At 53.0% G+C, this 22,297-nt stretch carries 23 protein-coding genes and 1 pseudogene; 1 reads left to right on the top strand and 23 read right to left on the bottom strand.

Features of this window, described 5'->3' with window-relative positions:
• Positions 1-7 precede the first annotated feature (7 nt).
• From ACKTS9_RS07455 to ACKTS9_RS07440, 4 genes are read right to left on the bottom strand one after another with little or no spacing between them, the layout of a single operon-like run.
• Positions 8-1,753 carry an ABC transporter ATP-binding protein gene (locus tag ACKTS9_RS07455; RefSeq protein ID WP_064786941.1) on the bottom strand — a complete coding sequence of 582 codons (1,746 nt, stop codon included), beginning with the start codon at positions 1,751-1,753 and terminating at the stop codon, positions 8-10.
• Entirely contained in the window at positions 1,750-3,222 is a 1,473-nt protein-coding gene (locus ACKTS9_RS07450) for an ABC transporter ATP-binding protein (RefSeq protein WP_055271127.1), read from the bottom strand. Before ACKTS9_RS07450 ends, ACKTS9_RS07455 begins: the two co-directional genes overlap by 4 nt.
• Positions 3,223-3,234: 12 nt before the next feature.
• Positions 3,235-3,975, bottom strand: a complete 741-nt coding sequence (locus tag ACKTS9_RS07445; RefSeq protein WP_055271125.1) for an energy-coupling factor transporter transmembrane component T — start codon at positions 3,973-3,975, stop codon at positions 3,235-3,237.
• Positions 3,975-4,559, bottom strand: a complete 585-nt coding sequence (locus ACKTS9_RS07440) for an MptD family putative ECF transporter S component (RefSeq protein ID WP_055271123.1) — start codon at positions 4,557-4,559, stop codon at positions 3,975-3,977. The genes ACKTS9_RS07445 and ACKTS9_RS07440 overlap by 1 nt, the downstream gene beginning before the upstream one ends.
• 203 nt (positions 4,560-4,762) lie before the next feature.
• On the opposite strand from ACKTS9_RS07440, the gene ACKTS9_RS07435 reads away from it, so the two are divergent.
• A complete protein-coding gene (locus tag ACKTS9_RS07435; protein ID WP_055271121.1) occupies positions 4,763-5,755 on the top strand; it encodes an AraC family transcriptional regulator in 993 nt (330 codons plus the stop codon).
• Positions 5,756-5,805: 50 nt separating this feature from the next.
• On the opposite strand, the gene ACKTS9_RS07430 is transcribed toward ACKTS9_RS07435, so the two are convergent.
• From ACKTS9_RS07430 to ACKTS9_RS07340, 19 genes and pseudogenes are all read right to left on the bottom strand, one after another.
• Positions 5,806-7,590: a CHAP domain-containing protein gene (locus tag ACKTS9_RS07430; protein ID WP_407879909.1), complete on the bottom strand. Its 1,785-nt coding sequence runs from the start codon at positions 7,588-7,590 to the stop codon at positions 5,806-5,808.
• Between the two features lie 33 nt (positions 7,591-7,623).
• Entirely contained in the window at positions 7,624-8,412 is a 789-nt protein-coding gene (srtB, locus tag ACKTS9_RS07425; protein ID WP_064786943.1) for a class B sortase, read from the bottom strand.
• Between the two features lie 19 nt (positions 8,413-8,431).
• Positions 8,432-9,184, bottom strand: a complete 753-nt coding sequence (locus ACKTS9_RS07420; protein ID WP_064786944.1) for a DUF6674 family protein — start codon at positions 9,182-9,184, stop codon at positions 8,432-8,434.
• A gap of 24 nt (positions 9,185-9,208) precedes the next feature.
• Positions 9,209-9,613 (bottom strand): DUF6075 family protein, encoded by a 405-nt coding sequence (locus ACKTS9_RS07415; protein ID WP_064786945.1) that lies wholly within the window; start codon positions 9,611-9,613, stop codon positions 9,209-9,211.
• Positions 9,610-11,967 (bottom strand): VirB4-like conjugal transfer ATPase, CD1110 family, encoded by a 2,358-nt coding sequence (locus ACKTS9_RS07410; RefSeq protein WP_407879905.1) that lies wholly within the window; start codon positions 11,965-11,967, stop codon positions 9,610-9,612. Before ACKTS9_RS07410 ends, ACKTS9_RS07415 begins: the two co-directional genes overlap by 4 nt.
• Complete coding sequence (locus ACKTS9_RS07405; protein WP_025488010.1) at positions 11,960-12,373, bottom strand: PrgI family protein; 414 nt, start codon at positions 12,371-12,373, stop codon at positions 11,960-11,962. The genes ACKTS9_RS07410 and ACKTS9_RS07405 overlap by 8 nt, the downstream gene beginning before the upstream one ends.
• A gap of 4 nt (positions 12,374-12,377) precedes the next feature.
• Positions 12,378-12,593 carry a hypothetical protein gene (locus ACKTS9_RS07400; protein WP_025488009.1) on the bottom strand — a complete coding sequence of 72 codons (216 nt, stop codon included), beginning with the start codon at positions 12,591-12,593 and terminating at the stop codon, positions 12,378-12,380.
• 15 nt (positions 12,594-12,608) lie between these two features.
• Positions 12,609-13,445 (bottom strand): hypothetical protein, encoded by an 837-nt coding sequence (locus ACKTS9_RS07395; RefSeq protein ID WP_407879902.1) that lies wholly within the window; start codon positions 13,443-13,445, stop codon positions 12,609-12,611.
• A gap of 72 nt (positions 13,446-13,517) precedes the next feature.
• The gene (locus ACKTS9_RS07390; RefSeq protein WP_064786949.1) at positions 13,518-13,736 is read right to left on the bottom strand and encodes a hypothetical protein; all 219 of its coding nucleotides are present in this window, start codon (positions 13,734-13,736) and stop codon (positions 13,518-13,520) included.
• A gap of 25 nt (positions 13,737-13,761) precedes the next feature.
• Positions 13,762-13,935 (bottom strand): annotated as a pseudogene (locus ACKTS9_RS07385) (glutamyl-tRNA amidotransferase); the annotation flags it as partial.
• 102 nt (positions 13,936-14,037) lie between these two features.
• A complete protein-coding gene (locus tag ACKTS9_RS07380) occupies positions 14,038-15,879 on the bottom strand; it encodes a reverse transcriptase/maturase family protein (RefSeq protein ID WP_117474351.1) in 1,842 nt (613 codons plus the stop codon).
• A gap of 581 nt (positions 15,880-16,460) precedes the next feature.
• The gene (locus ACKTS9_RS07375; protein ID WP_407879899.1) at positions 16,461-16,652 is read right to left on the bottom strand and encodes a hypothetical protein; all 192 of its coding nucleotides are present in this window, start codon (positions 16,650-16,652) and stop codon (positions 16,461-16,463) included.
• Positions 16,639-18,462 (bottom strand): VirD4-like conjugal transfer protein, CD1115 family, encoded by a 1,824-nt coding sequence (locus ACKTS9_RS07370; RefSeq protein ID WP_407879897.1) that lies wholly within the window; start codon positions 18,460-18,462, stop codon positions 16,639-16,641. The genes ACKTS9_RS07375 and ACKTS9_RS07370 overlap by 14 nt, the downstream gene beginning before the upstream one ends.
• Positions 18,449-18,646 carry a hypothetical protein gene (locus ACKTS9_RS07365; protein WP_025488003.1) on the bottom strand — a complete coding sequence of 66 codons (198 nt, stop codon included), beginning with the start codon at positions 18,644-18,646 and terminating at the stop codon, positions 18,449-18,451. The genes ACKTS9_RS07370 and ACKTS9_RS07365 overlap by 14 nt, the downstream gene beginning before the upstream one ends.
• Positions 18,647-18,661: 15 nt before the next feature.
• Positions 18,662-19,585: a hypothetical protein gene (locus ACKTS9_RS07360; protein WP_055271095.1), complete on the bottom strand. Its 924-nt coding sequence runs from the start codon at positions 19,583-19,585 to the stop codon at positions 18,662-18,664.
• A gap of 6 nt (positions 19,586-19,591) precedes the next feature.
• Positions 19,592-20,404, bottom strand: a complete 813-nt coding sequence (locus ACKTS9_RS07355; protein ID WP_407882095.1) for a DUF3801 domain-containing protein — start codon at positions 20,402-20,404, stop codon at positions 19,592-19,594.
• Between the two features lie 6 nt (positions 20,405-20,410).
• Complete coding sequence (locus ACKTS9_RS07350; protein WP_055271091.1) at positions 20,411-21,850, bottom strand: relaxase/mobilization nuclease domain-containing protein; 1,440 nt, start codon at positions 21,848-21,850, stop codon at positions 20,411-20,413.
• A gap of 2 nt (positions 21,851-21,852) precedes the next feature.
• A complete protein-coding gene (locus ACKTS9_RS07345; protein ID WP_055271089.1) occupies positions 21,853-22,182 on the bottom strand; it encodes a plasmid mobilization protein in 330 nt (109 codons plus the stop codon).
• Entirely contained in the window at positions 22,179-22,289 is a 111-nt protein-coding gene (locus ACKTS9_RS07340; RefSeq protein ID WP_117633559.1) for a DUF3789 domain-containing protein, read from the bottom strand. The genes ACKTS9_RS07345 and ACKTS9_RS07340 overlap by 4 nt, the downstream gene beginning before the upstream one ends.
• Between the last annotated feature and the right edge of the window lie 8 nt (positions 22,290-22,297).

Below are 22,297 nucleotides of genomic sequence, written 5' to 3'. Positions count from 1 at the left end.
CACCCCCTTACATCTGGTCTTTTGCGCCGATATGCGCCTGCCACATATCCCGGTAGAGAGGGCAGGTTTCCAGCAGATTCTCATGCGTACCCTGTGCGTGGATGGTTCCATCCTTCACCACAACGATGTTGTCCGCGCCAACAATGGTAGACAGCCGATGTGCAATCACAATCAGGGTCTTGCCAACAGTCAAAGCGGAAATGGCTTTCTGTACCAGCGCCTCGTTTTCAGGGTCGATGTAGGCTGTTGCCTCGTCTAAAATGACAACCGGCGCATTTTTCAGCATGGCACGGGCGATGGCGATCCGCTGGCGTTCGCCGCCGGAAAGATGGGAACCGGCACTGCCGACAACCGTATCATAGCCATTATCCAGCTTGCGGATAAAGGCGTCGCAGCTGCTTTGTTTGGCAGCCTGTTCCACCTCCGCGTCCGTGGCACCGGGCCTTCCCATGCGGATATTCTCCCGGATACTGCGGTTAAACAGGTAGTTGTCTTGGGATACATAGGAAATCTGGTCTGCAATTTCAGTGAGTGGAATGTCTTTCAGTTCATAGCCGCCGAGAGTAATGCTGCCGGATGTAACATCCCAATATCCGGCAATCAATTTTGCCACAGTAGATTTACCGGAGCCGGATGGCCCCACAAAGGCAGTCATGCTTCCGGGCCGGATAGCGAGGCTCACATCATGTAAAACCTCTGTCACTCCGTCATAGGAAAACGACACATGATTCAGAGAAATGTTGGTATCTGCCAACTTGACAGGCATATCCTTATGGTGCAGTTCTTCGGCGTTCAGAAGCTGGCTGATTTCTTCCACATTAGTTCCCAACACAGCCAAATCATCCGTAAAGGTAAAAGCCGCAATAATCGGCCCAATCAATCCCAGTGAGAAAATCACAATGGATAAAAAAACAGAAAGCTCCAGACTGCCGGAAATCCAGAACGCGAAACCGCAGGGCAGCACACAAATCAGCACCGAGGGCAGAATAGCATTGTAGGCGCTCATGGTTTTCTGGTTTTCCCTCATCCAGTCCACATAGTAATTGGCGTTATAGTTTACTGCGTCAGAATACTTTTTGTAGGAACCGGCAGATTGGCTAAACGCTTTGACTACCTCAATACCGCCAATATATTCTACAATGGCGTTTGCCATCTGCTTTCCAGCTTTGACCGCGCCCTCCCATTTGGCAGGATAATTCTTCATGCCGGCGGACATGACAGCAAGGCCCACCACCAGCGTAACAAGGGACAGGAGCGCCATGCGCCAGTCCAAAAAGAACAGATACACTACAATCACAAGCGGCACCAGTACATTTGCGGTCATTTCCGGGATCAGGTGCGCAAAGGTCGGCTCCATTCCCTCTACCCGGTCAACAATCGTCGTTTTATATTGACCGGATGGAGTATCCAAAATCGTCCCCATAGGGACACGGGCCAATTTTGCTGTGATATTCTCCCGTAGATCGCGCAATGTGTAATAGGTTGCTGTGTGGGAAATGGTGGTAGACAGGTTAGAAAATATGACTTTTCCCAAATAACCGCAAAGCGCAATTACGCAAGCTACTATATAGCGAAAGAAATCTCGCTCTCCAGACAGCATAAGCGTAACAATATGCGCCACACAGAAATAGGGCACCATCTGGCAGGCCACGCCTAATACCGCAAGGATAATGCTGCCGATGAATTTCCCGTGATATGGCTTGCCCCATCCCCATAAGGTGCCTATGGGTGACTCCTTCTTTTCTTCTTTCACTTTACAGATACCCCCTTTATGAAATAGTTTCTAATTTTTTCAAGTCCATCCGCATCCATTGGAAATTGGTCGATGATAGAACCATCCTCAAAATGGACAATATCCGTACAACAGTCTAATATCAACTCAAGGTCGTGAGTAATGACATACACGGTAATACCCGTGTCCCTGACTTGTCGCAGGACATTTGCGACCTCTTTCATGTGCTTATAATCAAGGCCGCTGGTCGGTTCATCGAAAAATAAGATAGAGCGTTTAGAAGCGATTGCTGAAGCAATCGCTACCCGCTGTTTTTGGCCGCCGGAGAGAGACATGGGGTGTCTGTCTTTGAAATCTGTTAAATCTAACTCGGCAAGGATTTTTTCTGCCTGCTCCTTACTTTCGTCCTCCATGCTGATTAAAACCTCATCTAACACCGTTTCCGTAAAAAGCTGATGATTGACTTCCTGCATTACCATATAGCAGGTATTCAACCTGTCTTTGGGACGGTAGGCTTTTCCATTCCATATAACCTCGCCGCACCGCTTTTCCAGACCGCAAAAGCACCGGGAGAAAGTCGATTTTCCAGCTCCATTATTTCCAATAATTCCTACAATACGGTTCGCTGGAATTTTGCTTTCATGAATGTGAAGCGTTTCCGGCTCGTTTTTATAAGCAAAACAGAAATTGCGAAGCTCCATTTGTTCTCCAATTTGCGGTGATATTTCGGGCGGCAGCAAATCTTCAAGAATAAAGGTGCGAAGGCCCATATCGGCTCTTTGCTGCTCTGTAAGTTGCTCAAACTCTGCCGCAGAGTAATCCCTTTCCACTTGTCCAGCAGTAATATAAATAAAGCGATCCGCAAGGCCCCGCAGGTAGTAAAGCCGATGTTCTGACACGATAATTGTTTTTCCCTGCGACTTCCAAAATGCAAGTATAGATCTCAAATCGAGAATAGAAGAAGCATCGAGGTTAGACGATGGTTCGTCCATAACAAGTACATCAGGCTCCATAATCGACACCCCAGCACAGGCGATTTTCTGTTTTTCTCCCCCGGAGAGGTGAAAAATATTGCGCCCCATCAGTTTCTCCAAATGAAAATCCCGGACGGTTTTTTCTAATCGTTCTCGAATACTTCGCTCTGGCTGGCCGAGATTTTCACATCCGAATGTAATTTCACTGGTCGTGTCCACATTAAAAAATTGAGAGCGTGGATTTTGAAATACGCTGCCTACTGTTTTCGCAGTATCATAAAGTGGCTGCTCCGAAACCTTTGCCTCATTCACCCAAACATTTCCGCTCATTTTGCCCTCATAGTAGTGAGGGATCAGGCCGTTAATCAGACGGGTAATTGTCGTTTTCCCACAGCCGCTTTCGCCGCAAAGTACAATAAATTGTCCATCCTCTATGTTCAGGTTTATATCTTGAACACCACCGGTGCTCTCGCTTTCTTCCCCATAAGAGAAGGTCACATGGTCAATCCGTATCACAGGCTCACCTCCTCAAAAAGTAATTTGCCGCTGCAATAAAAATAAAATAAAACAGAGGATACAAAACAAGATGGCAACCACATCTTGAACATGGAAACCGATCTGACATACATTTGTGCGCTTGACGGGGGCACCCAGCCCCCGTGTCAACGCAGCGGCAGAAAGTTCGTCGCCAATCTTCACAACGGATACCATCAGAGGAACAAGCCTGTATTCTACCATCAGAAAGGGATTTTTTCCGCCGAAACGGATGTTCCGCATTTTCATTGCGTCCCGAATTGCCTGATATTCTTCGCTAATTGTTGGGAAAAAACGAAAAATCACAGACATGGGGATGACAATTTTTTCTGTGATGTGCATACGCTCCATCGCACTGATAAATTCGCTGACGGAAGTTGATGAGATCAGCCATGCGCCGGTCATGATGCCAGGTGCAAATCGTGTCATGATAGATGTAATCGCAAGCACGATAAAGGAAAGCAGGCCACTTAAATACACAAGGGCAATCCGCTCCAATGCAAAGCAGGCTACATAGAGCAGCAAATATTTTCCTGCTGTTTTGAAACGATGTTCCGACAAAATCAACACAAAAGGCACAAGGCTTAAACAGGGCTTGACAATATTCATAATTCCTTCGTTGCTGGTGCTGAACATCAATGTCGTAATCGTCAACAATAGGACGAGCTTTGTGCGAGGGTCAAACAATATCCCTTTTCTTTTTTCGGTTGTCGCAGAGAATGATACCCCGTCCATTACACGATTCCCGCTTTAGCAAAATGCTTTTTCAGAAGAGCCTTACCTAACAGACCACCCAAAATCGCAAATGCAAAAATCCCGGCAATCACCAGAATAATGCTCCACATGGGCATGACAGCCATTACTCGATCAGCGTATTCCTCACCGAAGCTGGCTGCGAAACTGGCCCAGGAGTCCTCTACCATGAAATACATGGGGATGTATGTACCAACCATCCAAAGGCTAAATACCGCATAGCCAATCAGGCTTTTTTTAGCACTTTTATAACCGCCAGATTTCAGGATCAAATCGCCCAGTAAACCAAAGATCAATCCCATTGGCACACCCCAGAAGCCCATGCCGGTCAAGCCCATCAGCAAACCGCTTAAAATCCCCATAATCGTAACCATGCCGAATTTTTTCACTCTTGTCAGGAACAGCATGAAAGGGATACCTGTAATCAAAGACCACAAGGCACCGAGGATCGGTAAAAAGATGGGTACAAACCCAATAGGAATGGCGACACAGCAGCCGATCACGAAGTAGAGAACGGTGAACAGGCCGAGGTTAATCAGGTCTTTTGCTTGTAACTTGTTGCTCATAATGAGTACCTCCATATTGTTTTTGGGGTTAGCATTGCCTAACCTCTTTGTATAATACACCAGTTAGCTAAGTCTATCTATAACCAATCAACATTTTAGCTCCAAACAGCAACGAGTTTTCTTGTTGACTGACTTCGCTTGCAATTCTATAATATAAATTAAAATCAAGGGCAATGAGCCAGACAAATCGACAGGAGTTAAAAATGAAGATTGATGATATTATTAGAAAATGTATTGAATTTCCCGGCGTTTCAATAAAACGCAGCGAGTTCAGCGCAGAACTACTTATGAAAACCAAGGAAGGAAAAGGGTCTATGACGTTTTTTCAACTTTTCCCCGGACTTACTATTGCGTATATTTTTATAAATTCTCCGACATGGGCAGCTCCAAATTTGGATGAAGGTAGTTTCATTAAAAAAGGGCCTTTGCTTCTAAACTATTGCATGACTGGTCGTTGTGAGATTATCTTGAATAACGGAAACTTTGTATATGTGAAAGATGGAGATATTTCTCTCACGGAGTCTTTTGCCCAAAAGCAATACGTCTATCCCCGCCGTATCTATGAGGGAATGGAGCTTTTCGTTGATACTAATACATTGGCAACAGAGAGTACATGGATACTAAAAGAGTTTGGCATAGACTTTCCTAAAATCATTGAACTTTTTTGCCCAAACGATAATACTTATATCTCAGCAGTTACTCCTGAAGTTGAAGAAATATTGACTAAACTCTGGGAACTTTTTGATATTGCGCCTCCGTTTTCGATTTCGCAAATGAAGATCTATGTTCTGGCTCTATTTTCATTACTACAAAATCTTAACAATATCCCCCCATCGCAAGCCTGCACATTTTTTACTGAAACACAGGTAGATATAGCAAAACGTGTTGAAAAAATTATCACTTCCGATTTGCGGCAACATCATCCTGCATGGGAATTGGCAGCTCAGTTTTCTGTCAGCGAAACCAGCTTGAAAAACTATTTTCGTGGCGTTTTTGGTCAAAATATTTCCATCTATCTACGGGAAGTCCGAATGAAAAAAGCTGCGGAGTTACTCATCACCACGAGATTATCGGTGTCAGAAGTAGCGGAGCAAGTAGGCTATGTGAACCAAAGCAAATTTGCCGCCGTATTCAAAAAACAGTTTGACCTTTCTCCTCTGGAATACCGTCGGTCTAATAAATTAAATGAGTTGTAAACCTATGTACCCAGCCGCCTGCGCGGCTGGGCTTCTTCTTTTTTAGGTTGTTAAAAATCTGGGCAGCCATAGCCCAGCACCTCATAATGCCCCACAAGGTAGCTGTTCTGGCGGACGGAATCGCCGGAGTTGCCTTCAATGGTGTAAACACGCCCATTCTCCACCTTCTCCACAATCCCGGTATGGTCGGAAAGCCCGTCCTGCCCGTTCTCATCATCCCAGTCAAAGAAGATAATCATGCCGGGGGCCGGTTCGGCGGAGCCGTCCATCCATTGGCCCCTGTCCTTGAACCACTGTACGCCATTGACGCACCCGGCATATTTGGGGATCACGCCGGTGTCAATATAGCCGCACTCGTTGGCACACCAGGAAACGAAACACGCACACCACTCGACGCGCCCGGAAAAACCATACCAGCTCCAGTACGGCTCGCCGCCCACGTTCCCCACCTGGGAGAGCGCCACGGAGACGATGGCCCCGTCCTCGGTGTAAATGCCGTAAAGAACGGCGCTCCACAGGCTACGGTTTTCCTCGGCCAAAAGCTCGGCAAGTTGCTCCTTTTGTTCCTCGTCAAACCCGTACTGCGCCGCCATTTCCTCGGCGGTCTTGTGGCTGACGGTGATATACAGATAGGTTTGGGTGACGGTGGTTTCCGTCTCCACGATATTGCCATTGCCGTCATCAGTTTCCGTGATGACCGTTTCCGTTCTGGTTTCCGTGCGGGAAGATATTTGGTTCATCTCCCAGAAAATATCCGTGAGGATGGCCTTCTTGCTGTCGTCAATGGTGGCCACCTCCTGGGGGTTATCCGAGTCGGTGGTCGTCTTGACGGCATAGACGGCAAGCACCTCCGGCCAGACGGCGCGGGAGCCGGACATCTCCAGCACGTCATGGGACAGGTTGGCCTTTGTGGTGTCGATCTGCTGCTGGTAATCATCGTTGATCTCCTGCACCACGTTCTGCATGGTATAGCCCGAACCGCTGTCCTCACCGGAAAAGAAAATGCCAAAGCAGGAGCCGATCAAAAGCCCGATGAGGCAGATAATGACAATGACCAGCACGGCGACCCAGCCCCCGGCAGCGATGGCGGCGATCAGCGCCTTGGTGGCTGCAATGATGGCTTTCACCGCCGCGATGGTAGCCTTGGCCGCAACCTTTGCAGCCGCAACCGCCGCCCTTGCCGCAGCGCGGGCCGCGTGGGCGGCGGCCCTGGCGGCTCTGGCCGTGGCCTGGGCAGTCCGCTGGGCGGCTTTGGCCGCCTGCTGTGTGGTCTTGATACTGGCCTTCGCGGTTTTTTCCGCCGTCTTGATGGATTTGCTGGCGGTTTTTACCGTCCCTTTGGCGGTAGCGGACGCCTGCTTGATGGTCTTGCGGCCCCTGTCCACGGTTTTAATGCTTTTCTTTCCCCGATCCAGGGTCTTGACGGCCCCGCGCTCCTGCCGGAGCGTCCTTACCGGCTCGGAGATCTTGTCCGCCGTCTGCCGGGTTTTCCTCGCCGCCTGCTTCTTGGCTTGTTTTTTCGGTTGTTCGGCTGCGGCTTTCCGCTTCTGGATATTCTCCTTGACCTTGGAAATGTTCTCCTTTGTGGTCTTTATCCCTTTGCGGCCCTGTTTATCAAACTGGTGGATCGCTTCATGGGTGACGCTATCCACCCCGGAAGAAAGACGGTCGGACGCATACTCGCCGGGGGAGCTTTCCGCCGCATACAGGCTGTGGTCGGCATTATCCCTGGTGCGGATATACGCCTCCTTCATCCGTTCAGAAGCAACCGCCGCTTTGTCAATGGCCTTAATGCCTTTTTCTGCGATATTCCTTGTCTTAATGCCCTTGCCCATGGGCTTCACCTCCTTTCCAGGGCGGGTGCGCCCTTATTTCTCCAGCAGCTTTGCCACAACCACCATCCGCCCGTTTGTCCGGGAATACTCGCAGGTGGAAAGGGTGATAAGCTGGTCGCCATATTCCGCGCTTACGCTCGTTTCGTAAAGCGCCAGCGCCTTGCACTCGGCAATAAATCCGTCAAAAGCCCCGGCGCTCTCCGCATTGACAAAGTGGTAATACTTGAAGCCTTCCTCCGAGTAGGCTACCGTCTTAAAGGCGGCGATCACCTCATATTCGCCAAAGCTGTCCAGGGTATCAAAGCGGATGGTCTTGTGTTCCCGGTAAAAATCCTCGCTCTCATACTTGCACAGGTCGGAGAACATACTGCCGTTGTTCATGTGGTGGCCGTACAGCACCAGGTTGTCGGAAATGCCGACGTCGCAGTTTTCCTGCATATAGGGCACCCCATAGCTGCTATACGACTTATCAAAAGCGTGCTTCAGATAGAAATTGGGGGTATCCTTAGTCTGCATGACCGGATAATCAATCCGGGTGCCGGGAATGGAAATCCAGCCCACCAGGTCGCTGTTCTGGGCGTACACATCCGCGTACTTTTCAAAAGCCGTAAGTTCTTCCGGCTTTGGGGCCGGGTCGTCGGCAAGTTCCAGCGTGGGCGGCTCTACATCTTCCTTAACCAAATCCGCCACTTCTGCAAAGGCTTCGGCGCTCTGCTTCTGGTCGAGGTATTCACGGGCCAGCATAGCCCCGGAGAAAAGGAACAGGGCGGCGCAAAGGGCCGCCCCTGCAATCATCAGTCTGCTTTTTGCTTTATCGCTCATGTTTCACCCCTCCTTATGCTTATCGCGCCTGTTCTTTACTGGCTGCCTGGCGGCGCTGCCCCTCTGGGGCCGGTTTCAGCCCCCGCAGCTCGGTTTTTACGGAAGATTTTTCGCCGCCTGCTTTTTCCGCAAGGCGGCCCGCGCCGCGCTCCATCTGGGCAAAGGTTTTGCCGCAGGACGCAAACAGGCCCCGCAACCTGGCAAGCGCGCCCTTGTCGGCCTCCAGTTCCTGGGCCTCCAGGGCCTCTTTTCCCGCCAGGGTGCGCCCAGCGTTTTTCATGTGGCCGCCCGCCTGGTGCAGCTCATCCCGAATCACATCCAGTTTCCCGGCGCATTGCTCCATCGCCTGGCTTGCGTGGGAAAAACCGCGCTCCATGCGGGAGAGGACGGCGGGGATACGCAGCGCCTGCACCGCATGGCGCAGGGCGGCGCGTCCCTTTTCCTGAAACGTCCCCAGCATACGCCCGGCAGCGGAGACGAAGTTTGTCCTGGCCGTGGAAAGCATGGCCTTTCCCTGGCGGATTTTTTCCTCCGCCGTCCCCACAAGCTGGGCGCACTGTGTGCGGATTCCCTTGTTGTGGAGCTTTTCCACTTCCAGGCGCATAGCCTTCATTTCGTCCATCATCTGCGACAGCTTTTCTTCCATACCGTCGATATAGCCCACCAGGGCCTGCACTTCTTCCTTCTGCTTGGAAAGGCTGTGCTGCTCCAATACGGAGAGAAGTTCAATAATCTGCGGATGTTCCCGCAGGGCAAGAGCCGATTCTGTCATGGTTCATTCCTCCATTCAAACGTATTATCGCGCCGGTTCCGCCTGCTTTTTCGCAGGCGGCAGCTCCCGGCAGTATTCCGGGTAACGGATCTTCACGCCCTCCATAAAGTAAGGCGCAAACTCGCAGCAAAACAAATCCTCCGGGGAGTAGGCGTTGCTGTGATCCGGGTCGGTATAACCGTTCCAGAGGTTGAAAGCAAGGCGGCACACCCGGACGGTGCCGCTGGTCTGCCAGCCGCCGTGCATACCCTCCGGGTCAATGCAGTCCTGCTTGAAATCAAACATCTGGCGGATGTTTGCCCGCGTTTCCGGGGCAATCCCCATCACATAGAAAAAGGCCCGGTGGTAACAGTCGTTCCTCCGGGCCTCGCCCATCATATCCAAAAAGAAATCCCGGTGCTCCGGGGACGCAAAACGGATATTGCTCATGCGGGCACCTCCTCGCCGCCAAATACACCCTCGCCGGGCTTGGTGGTCATCAAAGCGTAAAGCCTGGTATCACGGGGAAAACGGTTGATGAACGGCACCAGGGCGCTGCCATACCGGATGAGGCCGCAGCCCGCGTCCGCATTGGTAACGTAGCTCATCTGCTCATTGGAAATGTTCAACAGCTTCGCCAGCTTTGCCCGGTCGGACGCGGCCTGGCTCAACATCACAAGGAACTCGGAGTTGGAGAGCATGGTGCTGGCCTGGACGGAATCCAGCAGGTACTCCACATTCTGGGTGATAGCCGTGGGATAAGCGCCACGCTTTCTGAACTGCCGCCATGCGCTGTTAAAGAAAATGCCGCTTTGCTCATTTTCAAACATCACATGGAACTCGTCGATGAACACATGGGTGCGCTTGCCCCGTTTCCAGTTGAGGGTGACGCGGTTGAGGATGGTATCGGTGATGACCAGGGAACCGGCAGGCTTTAGCTGCTCGCCCAGGCCGTGGATGTCAAACACCACATAGGGCTTGCTCAAATCCACGGTGCTTTCCCGGCCAAAGATGTCCAAAGAGCCGGTGGTGTAAAGCTCCAGGGAAAGGGCGATCTCTTTGGCCTTGTCCTCCGGCTGCTCCAGCAGCTTCCGGCGCAGGTCGCAGAGGGTGGCGGCCCGCCCGGCTTTCTCCGCCTCCGGGTACACCAGGGCGGTGCAGCGGTCGATGATGGATTTGTGCTGCGGCCCCACGCCGCGCTTGTCGATCTGCTCGATAAGGGACATGACAAACTGGCTTTTTTCTACAATCGGGTTGTTTTCCCCGTAGCCCTCCACCATATACATGGCGTTTAAGCGGTCTTTGCCGCCCGCCACCAGATGGGCCACCGTGGCTTTTTCCCGGCCCAGGGTTTTGACGAGCGCGCCAAACTCACCCTCCGGGTCGCAGATCAGAATGTCATCGTCGGCATAATCCGGATGGAGCATGAGGAAGGCGATCAGCTCCTTTACCGCAAACGATTTGCCTGCGCCGGGAACGCCCAGATAAAAGGCCGACTGGTTCAAGAGGTTCGCCTTGTTGCAAAGGATCAGGTTATGGGAGATGGCATTCTCGCCAAAGTAAATGCCGCCCTTGTCCTGGATTTCCTGTACCTTAAAGGGGATGAACACGGCCAGGGATTCCGTGGTAAGAGTGCGGAAGGCGTTGATTTTCCGCGCACCGATGGGCAGGGCGGTGTTCAGGCCGTCGAGCTGCTGGAACTTGAGCACCGCAAGCTGGCACATATGCTTTCTCGCCACAGAAAGCACCGCCTCGGTATCGCTGTCAAGCTGCTCCTTGGTGTCGGCGGTGATGGCCAGGGTCATCACCGCGAACATCATCCGCTGGTCGCGGGTGGTGAGGTCGTCCAAAAACTCCTTGCTTTCCTTGCGCTGCAATTCCATGTCGTAGGGCACCACAGCAGAGAAGTTGTTGTTGGCGTTCTGGCGGCGCTGCCAGTTGGTGATGTTGGTTTCCACACCCAGCAGGCGGTTTTCCACCTCCCGCACGGCTTCATCCGTGGGAACCGGCACAATGTCGATGGAGAACATCAGGTTGCGGGCCATATCGGTAAGCTCCGTTACCATGTTATCCTTAATATAAGAGGCGTAGTCTTTGAGGAACAGCACCCGGCAGAACTTATCGCCCAGCTTCAGATAGTCGCTGTTTTTCTCGATCCCGTCCGGGCAGATATAGTCCTTGAAGCTGTGGCCCCGCTTCATCATCTCGCGGGCGTTGAAAACAAACTCGGATTCTTCGCCCTGGCGGTAGAAGTCGTGCAGGATACGCAGGCGCTCGGTGGCGTCCAGCTCCACGCACTTGGAACCCAGGGCCGCAAAGTGGGAAATGAGGTCGGCTCCCACGCGGGCAAAGTAGGCGCGGGCCTCCTCGACGTCCTTCTTTACCACGGAGATGGTGATATACTTTTCCTGCATAATGCCGTTGGCTCCGGTGGCCTTATCCAGCATAAGATGGTTGTATTCCCCACGGTACTCGTCCCGGAAATCCCCCTGTACGGGCATGAGGATGGACGTTTCAAAGCTGGCCTTGTTCAAGCGGCGGTTGTTGATGGTGATTTTCGTCACCGCGCCGGAGTCCAGGGAATTGAGCAGCTCCGAGTAGGTGAGGAACATGGATTCCTTGTCCTCCCGGCTGGCTACCAGGTAGTTGATGTCCGAAAAGCGGTAGGTTTTGGAGAAGCGGTTGCCGGCCAAAAAAATGCCGTCCGGCCAGATACGGCGGACGGGGATCACATCCTGCACCTTCCGGGGGACGGTATAACGCTCCTTTTCCTGTTTGGACATGGTTTTGATGGTCTTAATCATGCTTGGCCTCCTTCCGTTTGTGAAAATGCTTCGGCTCTTTGGGCTGCCGTTTGACGGGACGCCCGGTTTGCAGCCCTTCAATGGTATCTTTCAGCGCCGCGTAGTAGTAATTGCTGTCCTCAAACTTAAACTCCTTCGGCTCCAGCATTTCCGAGCGCAGCCACGCCCAGATGAATTGTTCCGCCGTCATGCCATGGTAGGTGACAAAGCCCAGCATGGCAAAGGGGGCCGCCCCCAAAATGCACATCCAGGACAGGGTTTCCACGCCGAAGTAGGGGCGCAGGATAAAGTAAAGGCCCACGGCCACGCCGCAGGCGAGAACAGAAAAAATGAACTGCCGCATGGACAGTCCAAAAAACATACTCTCCGTGTAATTACGGATTTCCCGGTTGATCTTGACTTCCAAAATATCACCTCACAATCACTTCGCCGGTTTCCAGGTAAACAATGCTGCTCTTGGGGATATAGGCAAAGCCCAGCAGCCGGTCGCCCACGGTAAAAATCTCGTCTGGAGCCGCTTTGGAGAAGTGGCCCACAATCCCTTTTTCTGCGGGCAGGTCGTAATCCTCCGCCATCGGGATGGCGGTTCCGTCAATCAAGTGCAGCACATAGGTTTGATAACGCATTTGTTTTCCTCCTTTTTACAGGCCCATCATCTCGCGTACCACGCGGTCGGCCATTTTCACCGCGCCCACGAGGACGAGCATATTAAAGACCAGTTCCCCGATATAGCTCCATACCTGCGTAACTGCCGCCGCGTTGGGGTCAATGGCAGGCGGGGCCGCCGCGAACAGGGAAAAGATAATGCAGGCCAACACGATGATGGCACCTTCCAAACACACGGCGGCATAGCTCTTGATAAAGCTCTTTCCCACATTCTGCGTCGGCTCCCCGGCAAAGGTGGAGAGGGGAACCGGTGCGATGGCCGTATAAAGATATAATTTGAAAAAACGCCCGTAGACGGTCATTATCATAATGAAGCTGAGAACCGTGATAAACAGCCCGCCGATGAGCGTGACCGCCCAGAGGGGGATGCTCTCGAAAAAGCCGCAGCTTTCCACCGCCGTGACAATCTCCTGGGGGAGAACCGTCTGCTGCGCGGTTCCAAAGCCCGCCGCGTTCATAATGGTGGAAACAAGGCCCTGGACAATGTTAAAGAGGGCCATCATCAGCTCCAGCCCATAGGTCACGACGCCTTTGGCAATGGCAAACCGGATAAATAGCTTCAGCGCGTGCTCCGGCTTTTTGACCTCCGCAAAACTGCCGCAGGTGCGCATGACGCCCACCACAAAGAACAGTACCAACAGGGCAAGGCCGATGGCCCTTACTGCGTCATGGATGTTGACAATAACGCCCCAGATGGAGCCGCCCTTAAACTGTTCCGGGCTTTGGGTGATGAGCTGCCAGATCTCGGACAGGTACTTATTCCAGGTATCGAGGGCATTTTGTAAGTTCTGGACTACCCAGTTATCGGACATTCCGCTACCTCCTTTCCAGCAGCGGTAAGGGACGGGCCGCAGCGGCCCGCCCCCGCACTGCCGTATTTTCGCTTATCGTCCGCCGCGCTCCTGCGGATGGCGGACAATGCCGTAAACATCATCCACAAAATACCGTCCGACAAAGGGGTTGAAGATCGCGTGGCATTTTACGCCGCCCACCTCGGCCAGGTAGTCGTTGTCCCCCAGGCGTTTGAGGATGGTTGCCTCGCCCAGTACGTTCTTTTCCCCCTGCTTCAAAGAGTGGATATAGCACTCGCATTTCAGATTCATAGCGATACTCCTTTCCGCTGGAAAATCAGCCCGTAATGAGCGTGAGGATTTCCTTGGCAAACGTAATCACGACGCCGCCAGCTAAAGTGAGGAAGCCGTTGGCCCGCTGGCTGGGGTCGTGGCTTTTCAGGGAAAGGCCGATCTGTACCACGCCAAAGCCCAGCAGGATCATACCAATGGCCCGGATCAGGCCGAAAAGTAGGGTAAGCGCCCAGCGCCTTACCGCATTACTACGGCAGGTTTCCAAACGCTCCCCTCCGAACCGTACTTACACATCTCTGCGTATACGGCTCTCCAGAAATCAGTCTAATTTTCCTGCGTGCAACAGGTCATGGCAAGATACGCACAATGCCATTGTTTTCCTCTTACGTCCAATCATGGCACGTTCCCATGCGGCCTTGCCTTTCAAATTTTTGAGTTTTCTAACGTGATGAATTTCCAAATCCACATCTTCTGCACCGCACCATTCACATTTTTTGGCTTTCAGTCTCGTGATAAGGCTGTTGGCACTTGTACGAAAATATTCGTTTGGCATGGAATCAACGTTACCAGTTGCGGGTGTCTCCACATGGCGGAACCCTTTGTTGTAGAACAACAATGTCTTCCATCCCTTTTTTGTCTGGTACTTGACGCCGAAATCCTTACCAATACGGTACTTATCTCTGATTTCCCCAATGTGTGCCTTGTATTTTGCGCCAAATGTCTTGAACATACTGAATTTCATCACATAGTTGAAATTATTCAGCACCGAAACATTGTTGGCAATCTTATAATAATTGTACAGCCCACGAATTTCAGCGTTGTACTGTTTCAGGATTTCAAGGTCATCGAGGTGTATCAGGTGGTTTCTGTGGACGGGTTCCCAAACTTCTTTGTTTCCGTTGCGTACGTCATAGTGAATTTTGAGCGCACCGTATGACATCAGCCGTTTCACCCATTTTTCCTTTGGAACGTATAGCATGATTCGCCCACTCTTGGAGCGGCGGGTAAATCCTCTTGCGTCCTTTTTGGGCGTGACTGTTTTACAGGAGAAAATCTCATAACTGAGAAAATGCGCCTTGTCTTTTGAATGGGTTATCAGCGTTTTTTCCTCCGACAGGTCTAAGTGCAGGGTGCTTTTCAGAAATATGCCCACATCATGCTTTAAGATTTCCGCCTCCTGTTTGGAACCAATCACGCCGATTAGGAAGTCATCCGCATAGCGAACGTACACCACACGGCGATAAGATTCATCCATCGGGTCGCCGCACTCCAGGCTCATCATCTGCTTGCGAGTTTGTTTCATTTCTTCTCTGGCAGCCATTTTCTGCTCATCCGTCAATCCGTCCCATTTATCTTTGCTGTATTTCCGCTGTTTGAGATATAGAAAATGTCCTAATTTACCCTGATAAGCCTTACTGCGTCTGCGGCATTTCCCTGTATTGAAGCCTTTGGCATATTCGTCCATGAAAGTATCCAATTCATTCAGGTAGATGTTCGCAAGGATTGGACTGATAATAGAACCCTGTGGAGTGCCAGAATAGGTGTTGTGGTAAACCCAGTTCTCCATATATCCAGCTTTTAGAAATTTCCAAATCAGACCGATAAAATGCTCATCTTTGATTCTTCTGCGGAGAATATCAACAAGAACGTGGTGGTCAACATTGTCAAAACAGCCTTTGATGTCACCCTCAACAAACCATTTCACCCCTGTAAATCTCTTTTTGACCTCTAAAAGTGCTGTGTGGCAGCTTCTATGCGGTCGGAATCCATGGGAATGGGTGGAGAAGGTTTCCTCGTAAATGCTTTCCAGTATCATTCGGATAACTTCCTGCAACAGCTTGTCGTTGAAAGAGGGAATACCCAGAGGACGCTTCTTCTGCGGATTGCCCTGTTTGTCGATATAAGTTCTGCGGGCAGGGTGCGGCTTATAGCTGAAATCTTTTAGTGACGTTATTAACGTGTCAATTCGTTTGGTACTCATTCCATCGATTGTCAACCCGTCTGTTCCCGCTGTGAGGTTGCCTTCCTTTGCATAGATGTTCTGATAAGCGAGCAGGTAAAACTCCGGGTTGTACAAGTTGCGGTATAGCCGTTCATAGCGATACTCGCAGCTGCACGCTTTGGATTTTAGACTTTCCAATACATTTACAGGACTTCTCATAATGCCTCACGCACCTTTCCTTAATTTGTATTGGCTGATTTCCTGCCGCCCTTCGCCATGTGCAAAGCTTTCCCTTGCTCGGACTACTACGGCGGCTCCGTTGCCATGCCGGATTTTCAGGCCCTATGGCCATAGCCTTTTAAGGCGTTCCGGTTTAGGCAATCCCCGTTTAGGTTTACTGGACATGGCTTGTTGTGATGTCGGAGTGGGGTTTTCGTCCTTTTCCGCTTATTGCGGTTGGTCGCCACGAGTATGACGCAACAGGTCACTTCATCTTACCTGTTGCCGTGGCGCACAGCTTTTCAACCATCCTTCGCTGTCGGCTCTCGCTATGCCCCCTCGGACTGCCCATCAAGCAGTTTAGCTTTCACCCTCATTCACAACATTTCATCTTGCCGTTCAGTCGTGGGTAGATGGCTTTCCCAACTTACGACGTTCCCAATATGCTACACTCCCCGTCAGGTTTCCCATCAGGATAAATTGGGTGATAACAGTGCGGCGCTTTTGCGCCGGTTATACTTTTACACCGCCGCCTTGCCAAAGGCGGAATCCTACATAAACCCACACGACAGATATTGGGATTATCTGCCGCTTACGGGCGCACTGAAATCGCTGAGGTTGTTGATAACCGTCAACGGGTCGCTGGCGGCAAAGGCCGTGGTAGTGCAGCAGCACAACATGAGCACCAGGGCCGTGTAAACGGCAAAGGCGCTTTTGCCCTTTCTGCCCATGGGCAGGCTGCGGGTTTCTTTCTTCTTGTTAAACAGTTTCATTTTGCTTTTCCTCCTTGAATTGAAAGATTTTCTCCATGTCCTCATCGGACAGAAGTTCACAAAGGGTTTCCGGCTCCTTGATTTTTGCAAGGTCGCCGGGGGTAAGGCGGCCAATAGCCATATCCGCTACGGCGTTTTCGGTGCCGCCATGGGTATAGACCGGTGCGCCGCCATCGGTGGTGTACTTCACATTCGGGTGCTTTAGCAGGTCGTACTTCTCATCCATCAGCGGCGGCTCCCCACGGATAAAGAGCAGCGCCAGGTTGTTGTCCAGCATACGCACCTCATCCGGGGTCAAAAGCTCCCGGCCCGTGATCTGGTTGTTGGTGGAGTAGCTGCCGGAATGGCCGGTGCTCTTGCCGTAAGTGTCCAGCCAGAGGGTGCTTTTGCCCAGGTAGTTCTCGGAGATCAGCTTGTGGGTGCTGGTTTCGTTGCCGCCCAGGTACAAAAACTCGTCGCAGTTGCCCATGATGGATTCCCATTGTTTTTCATACAACGCCTTGAGCTGGGCGATGTTCTGGATGATGATGGACACCGAAATGTTCCGGCTCCGCATGGTGGCCAGCAGCTTGTCGAAGTCGTCCGGCAAGCTGACGTTGGCAAACTCGTCCATGAGGAAATGCACCGGCACGGGCAGGCTGCCGCCATGCACCCGGTCGGCGCTGTAAAACAGCTCCTGGAAGGTGCTGGCGTAGAGCAGGCTGACTAAAAAATTGAAGCTGCTGTCATTGTCGGGAATCAGCGCGAACAGCGCCACCTTCTTTTCGCCGAGGGACGCCAAATCCAGTTCGTCCGTGGCGGTAAGCGCGGCCACGCTGGACAGGTTAAACTTCTCCAACCGTGCGGCAAGGGTGATCTGGATGGATTTTAAGGTCTTGGCGCTGCCGGAACGGTAATCCTTGTAATACTTCACCGCGATGTGGTCGGGGGAGCGCATTTCCAGGCGCTCAAACAGTTCGTCCAGCGGCGATTGATAGCTGTCGTCGTCCTCCCGCACCTCACCGGCCCGGAGCATTTCCATTATCATCGCGAAGTTTTTTTCATCCTCCGGCGCTTCATAATGGAGATAGAAAACCAGCGCCATGAGGAGCATACTGGCCGCCGTGTCCCAGAAGGGGTCGTTTGACTGGCTCCCTTTTGGGGTGGTGGATTTGAACAGGTTTGTGACCATTTTCTGCACGTCGTTGTCGTTCTTCAGATAGGCGAAGGGATTGTAACAATGGCTTTTCTCCATGTTCAGAAGGTCTACCACCTTGATCTCGTAGCCCATCCGTTCCAGCAGGCCCCCGCAGTCGCGCAGCAGTTCGCCTTTACAGTCCAGCACAAAGTAAGAGACATGGGACGCCTGGAGCAGGTTGGGCTTTGCATAGAACCTGCTTTTTCCTGCTCCGCTGCCGCCGCATACCAGGGAATTGAGCGTCCTGCGGTGCTTTTTCCCGTCCAGCCCCATACGGACGTGCTGGGTAAAAATGCGGTTTTGAAACGGGTCTTTATCCCGGTATTTCTTATTCACGGCCCGCGGATCGCCCCATTTGGCAGAGCCGTGTTCTTCACCCCGTCTGTAGTTGCGCCGAGAAGAAAGATAAATACCAATACCCAGCCCATAGGCGGCAATAAAAATGAGGACAGCTTTTACACTGTCCTCGCACCACACGATTTGGAATGGATGGTTCATTGCCGCAGGCAGGGCGTTTACAATTTCCGAAAGGCCTCCGGAAAGGGACGGCGCAATCAAAAGGGCAAACCAGACTACCGGGATCAGCCCCAGGGCATAGAGCCAGGGGCCGCCCGCCTTGTTATCGGGCTTCATCCCGGCGCTTCGCTTTCCTGTCTTTTTGGGATGGGGCGTCAATGGTTTTTAAGAGCACATCTTCTACCGGGCCAGGGTCGCGCTGTTCCTCCAGCAGATCGTTGCGCAGCTCGTTGAGGGCGCGGATCATAATCCCGTGCTCGTAGCTGTCCAGGGTGAGGACAACCTTGTCCTGTCGTTCCATTTTTCAAAACCTCCTTTACCGTTCCTGTTCCTTCTGCCTGCTGGCGCGGGTAAGACCCATGGCCCGTGCCATGCGCCCGTTCATCTCCTTGAACGTATCGCGCATATCGGTGAGGGCTGCCGGAACCTCCTCCCTGGGGTCTTGCCCCTGGAGTACGCCGTCCAGCCTGGAGATGTCGTATCCCTTTACGTCTACGCCGTACCGCTGGCAGAGCATATAGCTGACGGCGTAGGCTTTGTAGCCCTCCGCCTCGCGGGAATAGCCCTCATGGTTTTTGGCAAGCTGCACATTGGCCGCCTCCAGGGAGACGCAGCGGAAAATGTCCGGCGCGTCCATGCCCTTTTTTACCAGGATGGCGTTTTGCTCCGGGTCATACACGGCCCCGCGCCCCTGGGGCAGTTCGTCCACTGCCCGGATAGGCACCGGGGAACTGGCGATCAGCCCTTTTAAGAGCAGGCGGTCGTCGTAGCTCACCTGGGGCTGGGCTTCATCCCGCGCCGTGGTCTGGGCAATATCAAAGACTTCCTTGGCGTAAAAGTTCTGGCCCACGCTGCCGTCCTCGCGCCGGTACGCCTTGCCCGGCTCTAAAATAATGATGGGCAGTCGTTTTTCATCCTCCAGAACCTCAATCCCCTGGGATTCCCATTCCTTACGGCCACCCACACGCTGGGCGGCAGGGTATTGCTGCCCGATAAGGATGGCGTTGCGGGCCGAGTGGAAGGGGAAACGGCTTTGCGTATCCAAATATGCCTTCATATCGCCGCGCCCCTCGGAAAACGCCCCGAATACCCCGTCCAGGGCAGCGTAGGCTTCTTTCCGCTGCTTTTCTTCTTTCACCTGCCACCATTGCTTTTTCGGCTTTTCTGCCTGCGGCTCCGGTTTGCGGGGAACCGTCTCATTTTGGGGCTGCTGTTCAAACAGATCGTCAAAGTTATTCATGACCGATTACCTCTCTTTCGATTTTGGCTTCTTTCTGGGCTTGGGCGGCTGGTGCCGCGTAGTTTTCTGGGCCGCCTTTTTCCGGGGCGCAGCTGGTTCTTCGTGATGAGGGGCCTCCGCCTCTTTCTTCCGCTGGGCCTGGATGTCCCGAAGCTCCTGCCGCACGGACGGCTTTTCCAGCCCATCAGAAGTACCCCTTGCGGAGCTGCTGCTGTTCTCTAAGGTAGGCGCGGACGGATGGGATTTTTCCGCCGCTGGGGCAAAAGGGGCGTTCTTTTCCGCTGCCGGGTTCTCCGGCTGGGCTTTTTCTTTCTGGGTTGGCTTTTCCATCAACTCGTCGATGAGCAGATCCTCCTCGCTCTTTTCCGGCGCGGCCTTCTCCGGGGCTGCCGGTTCGCTTCCGCGCTCCTCGCGGGATTTCTCAATATCTTCCTTAATCGAAGCCGTATCCACCACCGTGAGCTTGAACTTCTCCACGATCCGGTTGGCCCGTGCGGCGTCGTCTTGGAATACCAGGATGTCGATGGTGTCATCCTCCTTCCGTACCGGGATAGGTGCATAGAGAATCCCGTACCCCTTGGCCTGCCTGGCAAACTCCGGGCAGTCCTCTTTTTTAATGGTATAGACCTTCAAAGGGCGCTTTTCCCGCAGCATGGTTTCAATGCGGGCTTTGCCCTTGGTCTTTTTCTGGTCTTTCAGTACCGTGTAAAGGGCGGCGGCCAGATTTTTCGCGGCTGCGCCGGTGATCTTGAGGGCGACTTCCGCGCCCTCCAGGCTCATGCGTACCACTTGCTCCGCCGCGTCGCCTGAGTTATACATCAAAAATCATCTCCTTTCGGTTGAGCGGCCCGCCCGTTCCGGCTCCAGACGGCCTTTTTCCGTTTTCCCGGCTTGCTGTTCTTCGCGGGCGGCCCGTATCTTATCCTTGATGGAAGCAGAGCGCAGGGCAATATCCCCGCACAGCTTTACCTCCCGGCGCAGCTCCTTGACCTGTGCCGTAAGGACGGCAATCTCCGTCCGGATCTGCTCCTGCCTGGCGGGGTCGCCCAGCACCGCCCTGGTGCGCTGTTTCCGGTACAGGCTTTTCCGCTGTTCCGTTATGCTGGAAAGCCGAGATTCCATATCAGCTTGATAGGCATTGAGCTGCTCCAGGGTGTCAATACGGTGGCGGGAAAGCAGCCGCGCCTCGTCGGTAAGTTCCTCTGCCCGGATCAAATCCTCCCGCAGCGCGTGGGGCACATGGCCCGTCTGGCGGTTCTGCTTTTTGGGGAACACCCCCAGCAGGTAGCAGTAGTGGAAGTAGAGAGCGCGGAACCCCGTCGCCTTTTTGGCCTGTTTCAAGTCCCCGTGGAGCCTGCACCGTTTCGGCTCCGGCGTTTGTTCCCGCTGGGGGCGGCTCTGGGCCAGAATCCGCCTGCGGATGTTCTCCAGGGAATAGCCCTCGCCAAAGTTGCGCGCAAGTTTCCTGCCGTGGGGCCGGTCGTAGGGGCGCACCGTAATGTCCTTGCCCACCTTGATGTCGTAGCCCATCTGCCGCAGATGATAAAAAAATTGCCGTTCCGTCATCGACTGGCGGATGGCAGCGTCCACATCGGCTTTGATAAGGGAAAGGTAGGTGGGGCGGCCTTCCTGCTCGGCCCGCCATTCCCCGTAGTGCTTGGATTTTCCGCGCTGGGGGTTTTCAATGACGGACAGGCCGTATTCCCGGCACAACCGGTCGGATTCCCGCTGCATGGCAAAGTAGTCCTTTTCGCTGCGGTAATACTTGATCCCGTCAACGAAAGATACGGTGTTGACAACAAAGTGGTTGTGCAGGTGATGGGCTTTGTCCAGATGGGTGGCCACCAGCACCTGGTATTTTTCACCCCACAGTTTTTTCGCCAGGGCAAGGCCGATCTCATGGGCCAGCTCCGGCGTAGCCTCGCCGGGGGCAAAGCTCTGATAGCCGTGGTAGGCCACAGTCCCGTCCTCCTTTCCAAACCGCTTTTTCACCGCCATCATCTCGTCGCGGGCAGTAGAGGGGCTGCAATTCACCCCGGAGACAAACCGCTGCATGACCGGCGCGCCTTCTTCATCGGGCGCAATCCGGCCCGTTTTCTCCTGCCGGGCAGCGTACTCGATCACGTCCGAAAGGCCCTGGGCCTCCTGGCCGTCCATGCCCTGCTTTTCAAAGGCGGCGGGGTTTTCTGTTTTATCCGGGTTCTCCACATAGATGAGCACTTTCCCCAGCCAGCCCTTTACCCGCCAGATAGATGTCGTGGCCATGGTTACTCCATTGGCCTGGGCAGGATCACGGCTTTGGTGATGTCGCGGACGAGCCGGTCAAACTTTTTTACTTCCTCATCGTAGCGGCGCTCATCAATGACGCCCAGCACATGGGCTTTCTGGGCGATCTGGTTTAGGTTGTTGCCCACGCCGTGCAGCTCCCGCATGAAGTGGTAATAATCGGGCGGCGGCGCGTCCTGGGGGACGACGCCGTTAATGAGATGGCGCAGGTAAACCTCTTGGGAAAGCCCACTTTTGCGTACCGCTTTCATAAAGCCCTGGTATTCCTTGTTATCGAGCCGCACCTGTACGCGGCAGTTTCTTTTCCTCATTCCTTGTCCTCCTCATGGTAGCGGCGGTTGATTTGAAGCAGGCACATTACCAGTACGCCGCACACGCCGCCCAGCAGAAATCCAATGGCAAAAAACAATCCTTCCATAGAAAACC

It is taken from the genome of Owariibacterium komagatae (genome assembly GCF_045865535.1).
Taxonomy (GTDB): domain Bacteria; phylum Bacillota; class Clostridia; order Oscillospirales; family Ruminococcaceae; genus Ruthenibacterium; species Ruthenibacterium komagatae.
Note: the sequence above shows the minus strand (reverse complement) of the source record. Positions and strands in the feature narration are given on the sequence as shown.

Bases quoted from the DNA above. Each gene is read 5' to 3' on its own strand.
- ACKTS9_RS07350 (WP_055271091.1), bottom strand. From the start codon at position 21,850: ATGGCCACGACATCTATCTGGCGGGTAAAGGGCTGGCTGGGGAAAGTG.
- ACKTS9_RS07360 (WP_055271095.1), bottom strand. From the start codon at position 19,585: ATGAATAACTTTGACGATCTGTTTGAACAGCAGCCCCAAAATGAGACG.
- srtB (WP_064786943.1), bottom strand. From the start codon at position 8,412: ATGAGCGATAAAGCAAAAAGCAGACTGATGATTGCAGGGGCGGCCCTT.
- ACKTS9_RS07410 (WP_407879905.1), bottom strand. From the start codon at position 11,967: ATGATTAAGACCATCAAAACCATGTCCAAACAGGAAAAGGAGCGTTAT.
- ACKTS9_RS07370 (WP_407879897.1), bottom strand. From the start codon at position 18,462: ATGAAGCCCGATAACAAGGCGGGCGGCCCCTGGCTCTATGCCCTGGGG.
- ACKTS9_RS07415 (WP_064786945.1), bottom strand. From the start codon at position 9,613: ATGAGCAATATCCGTTTTGCGTCCCCGGAGCACCGGGATTTCTTTTTG.
- ACKTS9_RS07435 (WP_055271121.1), top strand. From the start codon at position 4,763: ATGAAGATTGATGATATTATTAGAAAATGTATTGAATTTCCCGGCGTT.
- ACKTS9_RS07345 (WP_055271089.1), bottom strand. From the start codon at position 22,182: ATGAGGAAAAGAAACTGCCGCGTACAGGTGCGGCTCGATAACAAGGAA.
- ACKTS9_RS07420 (WP_064786944.1), bottom strand. From the start codon at position 9,184: ATGACAGAATCGGCTCTTGCCCTGCGGGAACATCCGCAGATTATTGAA.
- ACKTS9_RS07375 (WP_407879899.1), bottom strand. From the start codon at position 16,652: ATGAAACTGTTTAACAAGAAGAAAGAAACCCGCAGCCTGCCCATGGGC.
- ACKTS9_RS07390 (WP_064786949.1), bottom strand. From the start codon at position 13,736: ATGAATCTGAAATGCGAGTGCTATATCCACTCTTTGAAGCAGGGGGAA.
- ACKTS9_RS07365 (WP_025488003.1), bottom strand. From the start codon at position 18,646: ATGGAACGACAGGACAAGGTTGTCCTCACCCTGGACAGCTACGAGCAC.
- ACKTS9_RS07395 (WP_407879902.1), bottom strand. From the start codon at position 13,445: ATGTCCGATAACTGGGTAGTCCAGAACTTACAAAATGCCCTCGATACC.
- ACKTS9_RS07380 (WP_117474351.1), bottom strand. From the start codon at position 15,879: ATGAGAAGTCCTGTAAATGTATTGGAAAGTCTAAAATCCAAAGCGTGC.
- ACKTS9_RS07355 (WP_407882095.1), bottom strand. From the start codon at position 20,404: ATGTATAACTCAGGCGACGCGGCGGAGCAAGTGGTACGCATGAGCCTG.
- ACKTS9_RS07440 (WP_055271123.1), bottom strand. From the start codon at position 4,559: ATGAGCAACAAGTTACAAGCAAAAGACCTGATTAACCTCGGCCTGTTC.
- ACKTS9_RS07400 (WP_025488009.1), bottom strand. From the start codon at position 12,593: ATGCGTTATCAAACCTATGTGCTGCACTTGATTGACGGAACCGCCATC.
- ACKTS9_RS07340 (WP_117633559.1), bottom strand. From the start codon at position 22,289: ATGGAAGGATTGTTTTTTGCCATTGGATTTCTGCTGGGCGGCGTGTGC.
- ACKTS9_RS07430 (WP_407879909.1), bottom strand. From the start codon at position 7,590: ATGGGCAAGGGCATTAAGACAAGGAATATCGCAGAAAAAGGCATTAAG.
- ACKTS9_RS07445 (WP_055271125.1), bottom strand. From the start codon at position 3,975: ATGGACGGGGTATCATTCTCTGCGACAACCGAAAAAAGAAAAGGGATA.